The organism is Robinsoniella sp. KNHs210 (assembly GCF_000686105.1).
GTDB classification, from domain to species: Bacteria; Bacillota; Clostridia; order Lachnospirales; family Lachnospiraceae; genus Robinsoniella; species Robinsoniella peoriensis.
In genome coordinates, this window is sequence record NZ_JMLZ01000002.1 from 438,701 (window position 1) to 452,679 (window position 13,979).

The 13,979-nt window shown below is 41.8% G+C and carries 12 protein-coding genes; all 12 read left to right on the top strand.

The window, feature by feature from the left end:
• The first annotated feature begins 85 nt into the window (after nt 1–85).
• The 12 genes from CD03_RS0108770 to CD03_RS0108835 all read left to right on the top strand — a co-directional run bounded on the left by CD03_RS0108770 (nt 86) and on the right by CD03_RS0108835 (nt 13,850).
• Nucleotides 86–796, top strand: a complete 711-nt coding sequence (locus tag CD03_RS0108770) for a response regulator transcription factor (protein WP_027293320.1) — start codon at nt 86–88, stop codon at nt 794–796.
• Nucleotides 793–1,725, top strand: coding sequence for a sensor histidine kinase (locus CD03_RS0108775; protein ID WP_052377737.1), 933 nt, complete (start codon nt 793–795; stop codon nt 1,723–1,725). Before CD03_RS0108770 ends, CD03_RS0108775 begins: the two co-directional genes overlap by 4 nt.
• A 168-nt stretch (nt 1,726–1,893) precedes the next feature.
• The gene (locus CD03_RS0108780) at nt 1,894–2,814 is read left to right on the top strand and encodes an ABC transporter ATP-binding protein (RefSeq protein WP_027293322.1); all 921 of its coding nucleotides are present in this window, start codon (nt 1,894–1,896) and stop codon (nt 2,812–2,814) included.
• A complete protein-coding gene (locus tag CD03_RS0108785) occupies nt 2,807–3,511 on the top strand; it encodes an ABC transporter permease (protein ID WP_027293323.1) in 705 nt (234 codons plus the stop codon). Before CD03_RS0108780 ends, CD03_RS0108785 begins: the two co-directional genes overlap by 8 nt.
• Nucleotides 3,512–3,855: 344 nt before the next feature.
• Nucleotides 3,856–3,960, top strand: a complete 105-nt coding sequence (gene kdpF / locus CD03_RS37150) for a K(+)-transporting ATPase subunit F (RefSeq protein WP_081820193.1) — start codon at nt 3,856–3,858, stop codon at nt 3,958–3,960.
• 34 nt (nt 3,961–3,994) lie between these two features.
• Nucleotides 3,995–5,710 carry a potassium-transporting ATPase subunit KdpA gene (gene kdpA, locus CD03_RS0108795; RefSeq protein ID WP_027293324.1) on the top strand — a complete coding sequence of 572 codons (1,716 nt, stop codon included), beginning with the start codon at nt 3,995–3,997 and terminating at the stop codon, nt 5,708–5,710.
• A 23-nt stretch (nt 5,711–5,733) separates the two neighbouring features.
• Nucleotides 5,734–7,788, top strand: a complete 2,055-nt coding sequence (kdpB, locus tag CD03_RS0108800) for a potassium-transporting ATPase subunit KdpB (RefSeq protein ID WP_027293325.1) — start codon at nt 5,734–5,736, stop codon at nt 7,786–7,788.
• Between the two features lie 177 nt (nt 7,789–7,965).
• Nucleotides 7,966–8,604: a K(+)-transporting ATPase subunit C gene (locus CD03_RS0108805; RefSeq protein WP_334291695.1), complete on the top strand. Its 639-nt coding sequence runs from the start codon at nt 7,966–7,968 to the stop codon at nt 8,602–8,604.
• A gap of 128 nt (nt 8,605–8,732) precedes the next feature.
• Nucleotides 8,733–10,709, top strand: a complete 1,977-nt coding sequence (locus CD03_RS0108810) for a sensor histidine kinase (RefSeq protein ID WP_027293327.1) — start codon at nt 8,733–8,735, stop codon at nt 10,707–10,709.
• A 550-nt stretch (nt 10,710–11,259) separates the two neighbouring features.
• Nucleotides 11,260–11,745 (top strand): GNAT family N-acetyltransferase, encoded by a 486-nt coding sequence (locus CD03_RS0108820; protein WP_027293328.1) that lies wholly within the window; start codon nt 11,260–11,262, stop codon nt 11,743–11,745.
• A 586-nt stretch (nt 11,746–12,331) separates the two neighbouring features.
• Nucleotides 12,332–12,760: a hypothetical protein gene (locus CD03_RS32960; RefSeq protein WP_156042837.1), complete on the top strand. Its 429-nt coding sequence runs from the start codon at nt 12,332–12,334 to the stop codon at nt 12,758–12,760.
• A gap of 103 nt (nt 12,761–12,863) precedes the next feature.
• The gene (locus CD03_RS0108835; RefSeq protein WP_027293330.1) at nt 12,864–13,850 is read left to right on the top strand and encodes a diaminopimelate dehydrogenase; all 987 of its coding nucleotides are present in this window, start codon (nt 12,864–12,866) and stop codon (nt 13,848–13,850) included.
• Nucleotides 13,851–13,979 lie beyond the last annotated feature (129 nt).

The following is a 13,979-nucleotide window of genomic DNA, read 5'->3' on the forward strand; positions in this document are numbered from 1 at the left end:
TACTTGACGTATCTGTTATAATATTGCAAGAATGATTTATAAAACCTGTACAACAGCACAGAATGCTATTCGAGGGAGGATAAGAATGAAGTTTTCAATTTTAATTGTAGAGGATGAACCCGATATCCGGGAAATGATAGAGGAAGCGCTTACCCAGCCGGAATATACGATCTATACAGCCGGGGATGGACAGGAAGCATTGGAACTTATAAGAAAAAATGACTTTGATTTAATTATCTTAGATCTGATGCTACCAAAAGTGAATGGAATGACAGTGCTTAAAAAAGTCAGGGAACAAAATACGGTACCGATTTTAATCTTATCTGCGAAGGACGGTGAATTTGAAAAGGTATTGGGACTGGAATATGGAGCAGATGATTATATTACAAAACCTTTTTCCGTTATGGAGTTACAGGCCAGGGTAAAAGCATTTTTACGCCGCACCACGATATACCATGCGAAAGCGGAGCATCATGATTCCAGGATTACGATTGGAGATCTGACGATTGAAACAGAGGATCTGGTGGTGAAAAAGAAAGGTGTTCCCGTTAGTCTGACCGCAAAGGAATTTGAGATCTTAAAATTATTTGCGAATCATCCGGAGAAAGTATATACCAAGGTTTCCATTTACCAGGAGGTATGGGATGAGGAGTTTTTGCATGATGACAATGTCATCAATGTGACGATAAGGAGACTGCGGGAAAAAATCGAGGATCAGCCATCCGATCCCCGGTACATAAAAACGGTTTGGGGAATTGGTTATAAACTGGGGACACCGGTGGAGGGCGGAAAATGAGTAATACAATTTTGTGCTTTGTTTGTGTCATACTGGCTGTCGGATTGATAATTGTATTATCAAAATACATAAACCAGTCCAGGCAGTTAAATAAAATCACGGGTGAAATCTCCGGATTTTTAGAAAAAGGTTCTTCGGATACCCTGCTCGCCCTTTCGGATGAAAAGGAAATACAAAAGCTGCTGGTTCAGATAAATGACCTTCTGGAGCGCCAGAACTCACTGGAAATGGAGCGGAAAAATCAGGAAGACAGCAACCGTAAAATGCTGGCGAATATTTCCCATGATTTGAAGACACCATTGACCGTCATTCTGGGATATTCCGAAATGATACGAAACCAGGAGGGGATCTCTCTGGATTCCATCCAGCAAAAAGTAGATAAGATATACAGGAAGACCACGGATGTTTTAGAAATGATCAATATTTTTTTCGACCTGGTAAAAATAGAATCCGGTGAACTGGCATTGGAGATGCAGGAACTGGATCTGTGCGAAATTGCCAGAAATGAGATACTGAACTATTATGATATGCTTCAGGAGGGCGGTTTCGAAGTGGACATTGATATTCCGGAAGAAGAAGTACCGGTTGAGGCAGACAAGCAGGCGGTGAAACGAATATTAGCTAATCTGTTACAAAATGCCATTAAATATGGAGCGGACGGCAGATATCTGAGACTGGGGATTACATGGAAAGAAGATTATGTAATGATCCAGGTAGAAGACCATGGAAAAGGGATTATCGAAGACAGCCAGGATAAAATATTTGAACGGCTGGTTACCCTGGAAGACTCCAGGAATAAAAAATACCAGGGCAGCGGTCTGGGGCTAACGATTACCAAACGCCTGGTGGAGGCAATGGGAGGAAGTATCAGAGTAAAGAGCAGACCATTTGTAAAAACAGTGTTTACCGTATCCCTGCCAAAGAAATGAATCCGGCATCAGCATCCTGCCCTTTTTCAAAAGTAATTCTTTTAAAAGAATTATGTAAGGAATTTGTAATCAATGGTAAATTTATTCCGTTATAATAATATTCAGAAAGAGCAAAACCAGAAAGAATAAAACCAGAAAGAGCAAAACCAGAAAGAGGGAGATATCAGTATGTCGGATATTATAGTATTAGAAGATGTAACAAAAACATATAAAGGCATAGAAGTAGTGAAAAATGTTACTATGCGTGTGAAACAGGGAGAAATTTATGGATTTTTGGGGCCCAATGGTGCAGGTAAAACTACAATCATGAAAATGATTTTAAACCTGGCGAAACCGGATATGGGCAACATCCGGGTATGTGGAGAAGTTATCCAAAAAGATTCATACGAGTATCTGAGAAATATCGGTAGCATTATTGAATATCCGATATTTTACGAGAAACTGACTGCGTGGAAGAACTTGAAGCTGCACTGCAATTATATGGGATTTTATAACAAGAAAAGAATCCGGGAAGTTTTGGGTCTTGTGGATTTAAAAGGGGTTGACAATAAACTGGTAGGAGAATTCTCATTAGGTATGAAACAGCGTCTGGGGATTGCAAGGGCTATGATAACAAATCCAAAGTTATTAATTCTGGATGAGCCGATTAACGGTCTGGATCCTATTGGAATTAAACAGATCCGTCAGCTTTTAATAAAATTAAAGGCATCCTACGGAACCACTATTTTAATATCCAGCCACATTATTGCGGAGATTGAACAGTTAGCGGATACCATTGGAGTGATTGACAAGGGGGTTCTTACCAAAGAGGTATCCATGTCCGAGATCCACCATGATTCATTACAATACCTGGAAATAGAAGTAAATGATATCCACAGGGCGGCTACCGTTCTGGACAATGCATTCGATCATTTGAATTTCAAAATTGTCTCTGAAAACAGGCTCCGTATTTATGATAATAACAGACAGGCGGAGATTAGCAAGGAGCTTGTAATGGCTGGTGTCGGCATTCTGAATATGGTTTATAAGAATGATACGCTGGAAGATTATTTTATTCATACAATTATGGGAGGAAATGAAAATGATTAAGCTGATGAAACTGGAACTGGAAAAAGAAAATCTGAGCAAGAATCTGCTTGCCTGTGTAATTATATTATTAAGCTGTATCGGTATTACATTATTGGGCAGCATACTGGAGGATGAGGCAAGTATCGAAAGTGCAAAGGACTTACTTATGCTGGGCTCTTTGATTTTACGGGTGTGTTTCGGGATTTTTGCGGGCGTTCTGATTGCTAAACTAATTATTGGTGAATTTGGTAAAAAAACTATAAATACGTTGTTTACTTATCCGGTCTCCAGGAAAAAAATTATAGCAAGTAAACTGCTGATCGTATTTTCCTGCACATTTATAGTGATTGTACTGACTGATTTGCTGTTTGGGACATCGCTATTTCTGATTAATATTTTTATTCCCCTTACGCCGGACAGAATTGAATTTTCCACGGTACTGGGAAGAATTCCGGATATTTTATTTGGGGCATTTATGACTGCAGGATTAAGCCTGATTTCCTTGTATTTTGGAATGAAAAAAAAATCTTCTTCGTCAACTATCGTGGCGGCAGTAGTGATTAATATGCTGATTAATGCTAATGTAAACATTACTGGCGGAAGTAATGGCAGCAATGCAAATTTATTCAACATTCCAATTTTTCCAATATTATTATGTATGGCTGGAATCGTAATTGCATACCTGTCTTATCGGAATATTGAAAATTTAGATTTATAATACCGTTAGCGGCAGAAGATCCTGCGTAGTAGAAAAGAATAACGGGGCAGCCGAATTGAGAACTGCTGCCAACAGACTGCAGACAATCATCTTTTTTTGATGATTGTCTGTTTTTACGTTAATTTTAATGCCATTTTAATGCGAACACGGATATAGTTTAACACCACTTTTAACCCATACATGTTAGGATGTTATCAGTTTAACAGCTCAGAGAAAAGAAGGAGGAGAAAAAGATGATGGACATTATCATGGTTGGCGTACTGGTGCTCTGTTTTGTACTTGTGAAGCTGTTTACCGACTGGTGTGAGTCCCAGGTGAAAACGGGGAAAAAATAATCCAGGACAATGTATAGAAAAAGATGGAGGTATGCTATGTTATTCTTAGGTATCATCATAGCGGCATTAGCGGTATATCTGGTTTATGCGTTAGTAAATCCGGAAAAATTATAAGAAAAATCAAAAAGTTGATTTTAGGAGGGTAACAATGTTACAGATATTATTGACTCTGGCGATCTTTTTGATACTGGTTATTCCAATGGGAAACTATATGTATCACATCGCCACGAAGCAGAAAACATTTGCAGATCCTGTATTTAACAGGGTGGATAACTGTATTTTTAAAATATGCCGGATTGAACGGCAGGGTATGAACTGGAAACAGTATGCGTTAAATCTGATTATGGCAAATGCAGTTATGATATTTGTCGGTTATTTGATATTAAGGCTTCAGGGGCTCCTGATGGGGAATCCAAACGGGATCGGTGGTATGGAAGCAAGCCTCAGCTTTAACACGATCATCAGTTTTATGACGAATACAAACTTACAGCATTATTCCGGGGAATCCGGGCTGTCTTATTTAAGCCAGATGCTGGTTATTATATTTATGATGTTTACATCCGCGGCTTCTGGGTATGCAGCGTGTATGGCATTCTGCAGAGGATTGGCTGGAAAAGGAAAAGACCTTGGGAATTTCTATGAAGATATGGTACGTATTACGACCAGAATTTTAATTCCTTTTGCATTTTTAGTAGCATTGCTTTTGATCAGCCAGGGAACACCCCAGACGCTCCAGGCAAACCAGACAGTGCAGACTATCGAAGGAAAGCTGCAGGATATCGCAATGGGGCCGGTGGCAGCATTGGAATCTATCAAGCATCTGGGTACCAACGGAGGCGGTTTCTTTGGAGCCAATTCCTCCACGCCGTTTGAGAACCCCACAATTATTTCTGATATTGCAGAACTGATCTCCATGATGATTCTTCCGGGTGCCTGTGTGGTGACCTTTGGCAAGATGATACATGACAGAAAAGGCAAGAAAGAGAAAAAGGAAAGACTTCCCATGATTGGAAGACAGGGAAGAGTGATCTTTGGCGCAATGTCAGTGATCTTTATGATAGGACTCACCCTTTGCTTCTTCTATGAACAGGCAGGAAACCCGGCTCTGCAGCAGGCAGGACTGAGCCAGGATATGGGAAGCATGGAAGGAAAAGAAGTTCGGTTTGGAATAGCGCAGTCAGCTCTGTTTACTACGGTAACGACTTCCTTTACAACCGGTACGGTTAACAACATGCACGATACGCTGACCCCTCTTGGTGGAATGGTACCGCTGTTACATATGATGCTTAACTGTGTGTTTGGCGGTAAGGGCGTTGGACTTATGAACATGATTATGTACGCAATACTGGCGGTTTTCCTGTGTGGGCTGATGATCGGAAGAACACCGGAATATCTGGGGAAGAAGATCGAAGGTAAAGAAATGAAGCTGGTGGCTCTGGTACTGATTGTACATCCGTTGCTGATTCTGGGATTTTCCGCATTGGCGGTTTCCACTACGGCAGGCCTTGCAGGAATTACCAATCCGGGATTCCATGGGCTGAGCCAGGTACTCTATGAATATTCCTCGTCCGCCGCGAACAATGGTTCCGGTTTTGAAGGACTTGCAGATAATACGGTATTCTGGAATGTGACTGCGGGGTTAGCTATGTTCTTTGGCCGATATCTGGCAATTATTGCACAGCTGGCTATAGCCGGTTCCCTGTTTGCCAAGAAACGTGTTAATGAAACAATTGGTACGCTGCGTACCGACAATGTAATTTTTACGGTTATATTGGTATTTGTTGTATATATCTTTGCCGCATTGACGTTTTTCCCTGCATTAGCACTGGGGCCCATTGCGGAACATCTGACATTATGGTTTTAGAGAAGAATGAGAGGATAAGAAAAATGTCAAAGGAAAATAAAAAAAAGTTCATCACAAAGGACATTTTAAAAAGTTCCGTTGCAGGAGCCTTTAAAAAACTGGATCCCAGATATATGATGAAAAACCCGGTTATGTTTGTAGTGGAGGTTGGTTTCTGCATCACACTGCTGCTGACAATCTGGCCTACTGTTTTTGGGGATCAGGCGGAGTTAAGGGCGTATAACGGGATAGTTACACTGATTTTATTTATTACCATTTTATTTGCCAACTTTGCAGAATCTGTTGCAGAGGGGCGGGGTAAGGCACAGGCCGAGACGCTGAAAAAAACAAAGCAGGATACAAAAGCCAGATTATTACTGGCTGGAGGAAGCGAACGGGAAGTAAATGCTTCTGAATTAAAAAAAGGTGACATCGTCCTGGTGAGAAACGGAGAGCTGATCCCAAATGACGGTGAAGTAATAGAAGGGGTTGCATCCGTGGATGAATCCGCAATAACCGGAGAATCGGCACCTGTTACCAGGGAGTCCGGCGGTGACTTTTCATCTGTAACGGGAGGAACAACGGTAGTCAGCGACTGGCTGAAAATACGGATAACTTCTTCCCCAGGAGAATCATTCCTGGATAAAATGATAGCATTGGTAGAAGGTGCTTCCAGACAGAAGACACCCAATGAGATTGCACTGAACACCCTTTTAGTAGGACTGACCATTATTTTTATGATCGTAATTGTGTGCTTATATCCATTCGCAAAATATTCAGGAGCAGCCATACCCATTTCAACCATGATCGCACTTATGGTATGCCTGATCCCAACAACCATTGGCGGCTTACTGTCGGCGATTGGTATTGCAGGTATGGATCGTGTAACCAGATTTAATGTGATTGCCATGTCCGGTAAAGCAGTTGAGGCATGCGGTGATGTAGATACGATGATATTGGATAAGACGGGAACCATTACCTTTGGTAACCGCCTTGCGGCAGAATTTTTCCCGGTTAAGGGAATTGAAAAAGAAGATCTGGTAGATTACAGCGTGATGTGTTCGCTCAGCGATGCAACACCGGAAGGCAAATCTATTGTAGAACTTGGCAGAACACTGGATTGTAAGATCAAAGCAAATATGGCAGATCAGATGGAATTTATAGAATTTACGGCTCAGACAAAAATGAGCGGCGTGAATTTAGCAGACGGAACAAGGGTAAGAAAAGGTGCTTACGATGCAATGATCCAGTATGTAAGAGAAGCCGGCGGAAATGTCCCGGATGATCTGGAAGGTATTGTGTCAAAGGTATCAGGACTTGGCGGAACACCACTCGTGGTGTGTGCAAAAAATGTAATATACGGCGTAATTTACCTGAAAGATACTGTAAAACCAGGATTGGTAGAGCGGTTTGAACGTTTGCGTGAAATTGGAATCAAAACGGTTATGTGTACCGGTGACAATCCCCTTACAGCAGCCACCATCGCAAAAGAGGCCGGAGTGGATGAGTTTATTGCAGAATGCAAGCCGGAAGATAAAATTGAGGAAATCAAAAAAGAGCAGGCACAGGGAAAGATTGTTGCAATGACTGGAGATGGTACCAACGATGCTCCCGCACTGGCACAGGCAAATGTGGGAATCGCAATGAACAGTGGTACATCAGCAGCAAAAGAAGCAGCCAATATGGTGGATCTGGATTCCGATCCCACTAAGATTCTGGAAGTGGTTGAGATTGGAAAGCAGCTTCTGATTACGAGAGGTTCCCTTACCACATTCAGTATTGCAAATGATATCGCTAAATATTTTGCAATTATTCCCGCTATGTTTACCCTGGTGATTCCACAGATGGAACTGCTGAATATTATGAAACTGGCAACTCCTTTCAGTGCGATTTTATCAGCTCTGATCTTTAACGCAATCATCATACCTTGCCTTATTCCGATTGCTATGCGTGGTGTGAAATACAAACCTATGAGATCAGAGAAAATGCTGTTAAAGAACATGTCTATCTATGGTCTGGGCGGAGTGTTAGTACCTTTTGTGGGAATTAAGCTGATTGACTTATTAATATCCCCGGCACTTTCTCTGTTGGGATTATAAAAGTACAAAGTGATTAAGGCAAAATTATGAGTGTCAGTAATACAGGGAAACCTGTGAAGAGCATTGGTTATAAGTTGAAAGAAAATTATAATATAGAAAGGAAGCCACGATATAATTCGTTCAAGTTATATTGTGGCAGTATTGCAGGCAAGCCTGCAGTATGCAATGGGTAAAAAAATGAAATCTTTTATAAAAATGTTAAAACAATCTTTTATTTTGACAGTTGCCCTTCTGCTTTTGTGTGCAGTTGCTTATCCACTTGCGGTCAATGGTGCAGGCCAGCTTGTATTTCATAAACAGGCAAATGGAAGTCTGATTGAAGTAGACGGCAAAGCGGTAGGATCGGAGCTGATCGGACAGCAGTTTACGGATCCCAGATTTTTTCAGGGAAGAATCTCTTCTGTAAATTATAATACCTACACAGAGGAAGACCTGATCGCAGATGAAGAAGGAAATACTGCATATGGCGGTGTATCATCAGGATCATTTAACTATGGCGCTACCAATCCTGATTTACAGGCAAGGGTGGAGGCGGACCTTCAGGAGTTCATGAAATCCCACCCCGGTGTGAAAAAAGAAGATATTCCTGCGGACCTGTTAACTGCATCCGGTTCCGGATTAGATCCTCATATCAGTCCCCAGGCGGCAAAAGTCCAGGTCGCTGCAGTAGCAGAAGCAACCGGGCTGTCGGTAGAAGAAGTACAGAAAATTGTGGATAACAATACGGAAAATAAGGTGCTTGGTGTATTTGGAGAAAATCGGGTGAATGTATTAACAACAAATATTGAAATAGCAAAGGCAATTGGTTTGATATAAAGAAATACAAGGGTGACCGGAATGCCAACCAGTAAGGCTTGAAAAAGAGTACTGGCTGGTATGTCAGGTCATCCTTTAAGCATGTCGTAATAATGCTTGTGTTTATATATTCTAGAGGAGGTGTTTGTATGGAAGAAGAAGTCAGACCTGACCCGCAGGCACTGTTAGAACAGGTTCGTAAAGAGGAGAAGCAGCAGGAAGCAGACAAACGTGGAAAACTGAAGATCTTTCTGGGATTTGCAGCAGGTGTGGGAAAAACTTATACGATGCTGGAAGCGGCTCATATGATGCTGGAAAAGGGGGTGGATGTGGCAGCCGGATATATTGAACCCCATGCCAGACCCGATACCCTGGGGATGATGGAAGGGCTGGAGCAGATAGAGCCCCTGATGATGGACTATAAAGGAATAAAAATCCGTGAGATGGATCTGGATGCATGTCTTGCCAGAAAGCCGGAACTGCTGTTGGTAGATGAACTGGCGCATACGAATACAGAAGGCTGCCGACATAGAAAACGTTATCAGGATATAGAAGAGATTCTGAATGCAGGCATTAATGTATATACTACGGTTAATATCCAGCATCTGGAAAGCCTTAATGACCTGGTGGCGGGAATTACGAAGATCAAGGTGAAAGAGCGGATACCGGACAGTGTATTTGATGAGGCAGATCAGGTTGAGGTAATTGATATTGAACCCGATGACCTGATCCGCAGATTAAAAGAGGGCAAGGTATATAAGGAGAATCAGGCTCAGCGGGCGGTTCATAACTTCTTCGCTAAAGAAAAGTTAATTGCACTTAGGGAAATTACCCTGAGAAGGATGGCGGACCGCGTGAACCGTCTGTCTGAAACCGAGGTGTCCAAGGGTCGTAAGGGATATTATGTGGGAGAACATATTCTGACCTGTGTCTCCGCATCGCCTACAAATGCCAAAGTAATCCGTACGGCTTCCAGGCTTGCGTACGCCTTTCACGGAGAATTTACCGCATTGTATGTTGAGACACCCCGATTACAGGGCAGTGACCGGAAAGTAAAAAAGATGATGGAAGAAAACTTACAGCTGGCAAGGGATCTGGGAGCTAAGATCGCTACAGTCTATGGTGAAAATGTTGCATTTCAGATTGCAGAATACGCCAAGGTAAGCAATGTATCAAAAGTAGTTATCGGAAGGACAAATCATAAAGTATATTTTGGACAGTCCAAACGGACGCTGGTGGAGCAGCTGGCACAATATACCCAGGAGATGGATATCTATGTCATACCGGACCTTCAGCCCGGGGATAAGCACAGACGAATTTCTTACCGCAGGGAGGAGCTCAACTGGGGAGATTTTCTGATCACTGCAGGAATACTGGCGGGAAGTACAGCGATAGGTTTGGTGTTCCGGAATCTGGAACTGCCGGATTCCAATATTATTATGATATATATACTGGGGGTTCTCGTATGTGCAATGCATACCAACGGAAGAATCTGTTCCATTGCAGCATCCATATTCAGCGTACTGCTTTATAATTTCTTTTTTACAATTCCATTTTTAAGTCTGCAGGCACATGGGAAAAGTTATCCTGTCACATTTGCCGTTATGTTCGCAGTGGCACTGCTGTCGTCCTCAATGACGGCTAAGATCAGAAGGCAGGGGAAGGAAAGCAGTAAAATGATTTACCGGACAGAACTGCTGCTGGACAACAGTCGGCGCCTGAGCAGGGCACAGAATATAGAAGATGTTATGAAAGAAATATCCAGCCAGGTACTGAAACTAACGAATCTGTCCGTTCTGATTTACTTAAAACAGAGAGAGAAAATAACCGGCCCCAGGCTCTTTCCTCGAAAAGGAATGTCTAAAGAGGATATGAAAGAATATGTAGTAAAATCAGAGCGGGCAGCTGCCCAGTGGGTATTTCAGAACCATCACAGGGCAGGGACCTGCACCAGCACCCTGCCGGGAGCAAAAGCTTTATATCTGCCGGTGCAGAATAATGAAAAAGTATTCGCGGTAGTGGGGATTGTGCTGGAAGAAAGGAGAGAGATAGCACCTTTTGAATATGGGCTGCTGATCGCCATGTTAAATGAGGCTGCCCTGGTGTTAGAACGGTATATGGAGTAAAAATAAGTTGACGCTTATGAAAAATAAGACTATAATAGTCAAAAATTGTTAGAAGAAACAAGGTTTAGTTCTGTAGTGGACAATTTTATCTTAAATTGGGGTTTAGCTGAGGAATGACGCTTTGTAGATGTAGGTAGTGTACGGAAAGATGGGTGTAGGAAACTGGCATGGGCTCCGTCAGCTGGCCGCAGAACTGCTCTACGCTTCCTACGCCCATACAAGTTTCCCACACCCATCTTTCCGAGATTCAGTTTACTGCCACAAAGCTGGTTTTCTCAGCCTGGTGGAGACCCTTGGGCTGTGACGGGCTGTTCTTTATTGGATGCTGGGCAGTATGTTTCGGCTGTTTGTGTAAAAGAAGATGGAAGTTTGTTCCTTTTTCTGATTACAGAATGAAAAATAAATTTCGTTCTCAAGATTAGTTGCTTTACGCCAATCGCATCCGGCATGCCACATCCCCAGGGTCCCAGATTGTTTAAAAAGTATAGGATAGAGTGAGATTGTTACCTGAAGTTTTTTTATAGGTTCTCGCCGGAAAGAGGAAAAGGAAATGGAATTAAAGATCAGAGGATATGAGGAAAAAGATCTGGAACAGATGCGCCGGATCTGGAATGAGGTAGTGGAGGATGGGGAGGCATTTCCCCAGAGGGAGGGGTTAAGCGAAACAGATGCCAGAGAATTCTTCGCTTCCCAGAGCTTTACTGCCGTTGCGGAAAGGGAAGGTGAAATTATAGGACTGTATATCCTGCATCCCAATAATGTGGGGCGCTGCGCACATATATCCAATGCCAGTTATGCAGTCAGAAAATCCGTAAGGGGAATGAAAGCTGGTGAAAAGCTAGTGAAACATTCTCTGGAAAAGGGAAAGGAACTGGGATTTCGGCTCCTGCAGTTTAATGCCGTGGTTAAAACAAATCTGTCTGCGATACATATTTATGAAAAACTGGGATTTGTGCAGCTTGGAACCATTCCCGGTGGATTTCTGCGTAAATGCGGAGAATATGAAGATATTATCTTATTTTACCATGAACTATAGAAAGCGAAACAAGAAAGGGGAATCCTGACAGACTGCCAGTGGTATTTCCGGAGTCCTGTGTTCCAAATAGAGAAATCAGAGGCAATATAAATATATGAGCTGCCTCTGAAATATTTTCTATATAACTTATTAATTTTAGGGATTGATTTTTCTGTTTATACAGGTTATACTGAAGACAACAATGGCAGGAGCCATTACATTTCTTAAATATCAGTATGCAATTATGCGATTATCCTATTGTCCATGCTTTTCTATAAGCAGATATTATAGGCCCGGAGTGTATTTGAATAATTTGAACACACGCTCTAATATAGGCCGATTCTCAGATTGTACGTTTCTGTACAAAATTCCCTGATTCAATAGATAAATGAATGTAATGAGACCCAAGATGGTATATTTCGTTTTCCTGCTATAAGTTCATTAATGAAATTGGGAGGTACTTGAATGCAGGAAAAGATATTGCCGGAAGGCGGGGAGATAAGCGGATTGCCTCGAAACTATCATGTAAACAGAAAACATAAAGACAGTCTGTTCTGGCTGATCTTATCAATCGGATAAGAAGAATGACGCCGCCATTGAGTGCAAAGTGGTAATACTTAATATTAATTTGGGGCATAACCGCATTTTGATGGAACAATGCAGAAGATTGCAGGAATATGCCCGGTTCATATCGCTTATCCGAGAATATTTATTTAAAATGCCATTAGAAGAGTCCATAGAGAAAGCCGTAAATCAATGCATAGATGAGAATATACTGAGAGATATTTTATCCAAGAACCGAGGGGAGGTTACGAGAGTGATTTTAGAAGAATACGATGAAGAAAAGCATCTTAGGTCAGAGAGAATTTTTTGGGAAGAAAAGGGAAGGGAATTAGAGCAGCAGTCATTTATTCAATTAATCAGTGCAATGGCTTCCGATGGACGGGCGGGAGATATTGCAAGGTTGGCATATGACCGGGAATTTTTAGTTAAAATGAAGGAAAAGTACAGAGCAGATCCTATTTTAATCAGGTAGTTCTTACTAAATTTGCAAAAAAGCTTGTCAAAATATATTTAACAGTGTTAAAATTTTAAAGTAAATTATTTACCAGACGATACGAAAGATTGGAGAAAAAAATATGAGCATTAGAATTGGTATATGGGGCTATGGAAACCTGGGACGCGGAGTAGAATGTGCGTTAAAGCAGAATCCGGATATGGAACTTGCCGGTGTGTTTACAAGACGTGATCCTAAGACCGTTAAAATCCTGACAGAAGGTGCTTCCGTTTATTCCACCGAAGATGTGGAGAAAATGAAGGATGCTGTTGATGTTATGATTTTATGCGGGGGAAGCGCTACAGACCTGCCTGTACAGACACCAAAATGTGCCCAGATGTTTCATGTAGTGGACAGCTTTGATACCCATGCAAAGATTCCGGAACATTTTGCTAAGGTAGATGAGGCTGCAAAAAGTAATGGCAAAATCGGTATTATTTCAGTTGGCTGGGATCCGGGAATGTTTTCTTTAAATAGAATGTATGCAAATGCACTTTTACCAAACGGAACGGATTATACTTTTTGGGGAAAAGGCGTAAGCCAGGGACATTCGGATGCAGTTCGCAGAATAGACGGTGTAAAAGACGCAAAACAGTACACGATTCCGGTTGACAGCGCTTTGGATGCAGTGAGAAATGGAGATACTCCGGAACTTACAACGAGACAAAAACACACCAGAGAATGTTATGTAGTTGCAGAAGAGGGAGCAGATCAGGCACGTATTGAAAATGAAATTAAAACTATGCCGAACTATTTCTCAGATTATGATACAACCGTGCATTTTATATCCGAAGAGGAGCTAAAGAAAAATCACAGTGGAATCCCTCATGGAGGATTTGTGATACGCAGTGGCAAGACAGGCTGGAATGAAGAAAATACACATGTTATTGAATACAGCCTGAAGCTTGACTCAAACCCTGAATTTACGTCATCAGTACTTGTGGCATATGCAAGAGCTGCCTATCGTTTAAGCCAGGAAGGACAGAGCGGATGTAAGACAGTATTTGATATTGCTCCGGCATATTTATCTGCCCAGAGTTCAGAGGAATTAAGAAAACAGTTATTATAAATAAAACGAACTGCAGCCGGATCTAAAATGGCTGCAGTTCGTTTTGATTTTATGCACTCTTTAGTACTACGGCGAACGTTTTGTAATGTTCTATTAAATGCATTATATTGGGGTTTAGCTGATTAAGGA

What these genes read in the sequence shown, in the direction of transcription:
- CD03_RS0108770 (WP_027293320.1), top strand. Translation starts at nt 86, where the DNA reads ATGAAGTTTTCAATTTTAATTGTAGAGGATGAACCCGATATCCGGGAA.
- CD03_RS0108775 (WP_052377737.1), top strand. Translation starts at nt 793, where the DNA reads ATGAGTAATACAATTTTGTGCTTTGTTTGTGTCATACTGGCTGTCGGA.
- CD03_RS0108780 (WP_027293322.1), top strand. Translation starts at nt 1,894, where the DNA reads ATGTCGGATATTATAGTATTAGAAGATGTAACAAAAACATATAAAGGC.
- CD03_RS0108785 (WP_027293323.1), top strand. Translation starts at nt 2,807, where the DNA reads ATGATTAAGCTGATGAAACTGGAACTGGAAAAAGAAAATCTGAGCAAG.
- kdpF (WP_081820193.1), top strand. Translation starts at nt 3,856, where the DNA reads ATGTATAGAAAAAGATGGAGGTATGCTATGTTATTCTTAGGTATCATC.
- kdpA (WP_027293324.1), top strand. Translation starts at nt 3,995, where the DNA reads ATGTTACAGATATTATTGACTCTGGCGATCTTTTTGATACTGGTTATT.
- kdpB (WP_027293325.1), top strand. Translation starts at nt 5,734, where the DNA reads ATGTCAAAGGAAAATAAAAAAAAGTTCATCACAAAGGACATTTTAAAA.
- CD03_RS0108805 (WP_334291695.1), top strand. Translation starts at nt 7,966, where the DNA reads ATGAAATCTTTTATAAAAATGTTAAAACAATCTTTTATTTTGACAGTT.
- CD03_RS0108810 (WP_027293327.1), top strand. Translation starts at nt 8,733, where the DNA reads ATGGAAGAAGAAGTCAGACCTGACCCGCAGGCACTGTTAGAACAGGTT.
- CD03_RS0108820 (WP_027293328.1), top strand. Translation starts at nt 11,260, where the DNA reads ATGGAATTAAAGATCAGAGGATATGAGGAAAAAGATCTGGAACAGATG.
- CD03_RS0108835 (WP_027293330.1), top strand. Translation starts at nt 12,864, where the DNA reads ATGAGCATTAGAATTGGTATATGGGGCTATGGAAACCTGGGACGCGGA.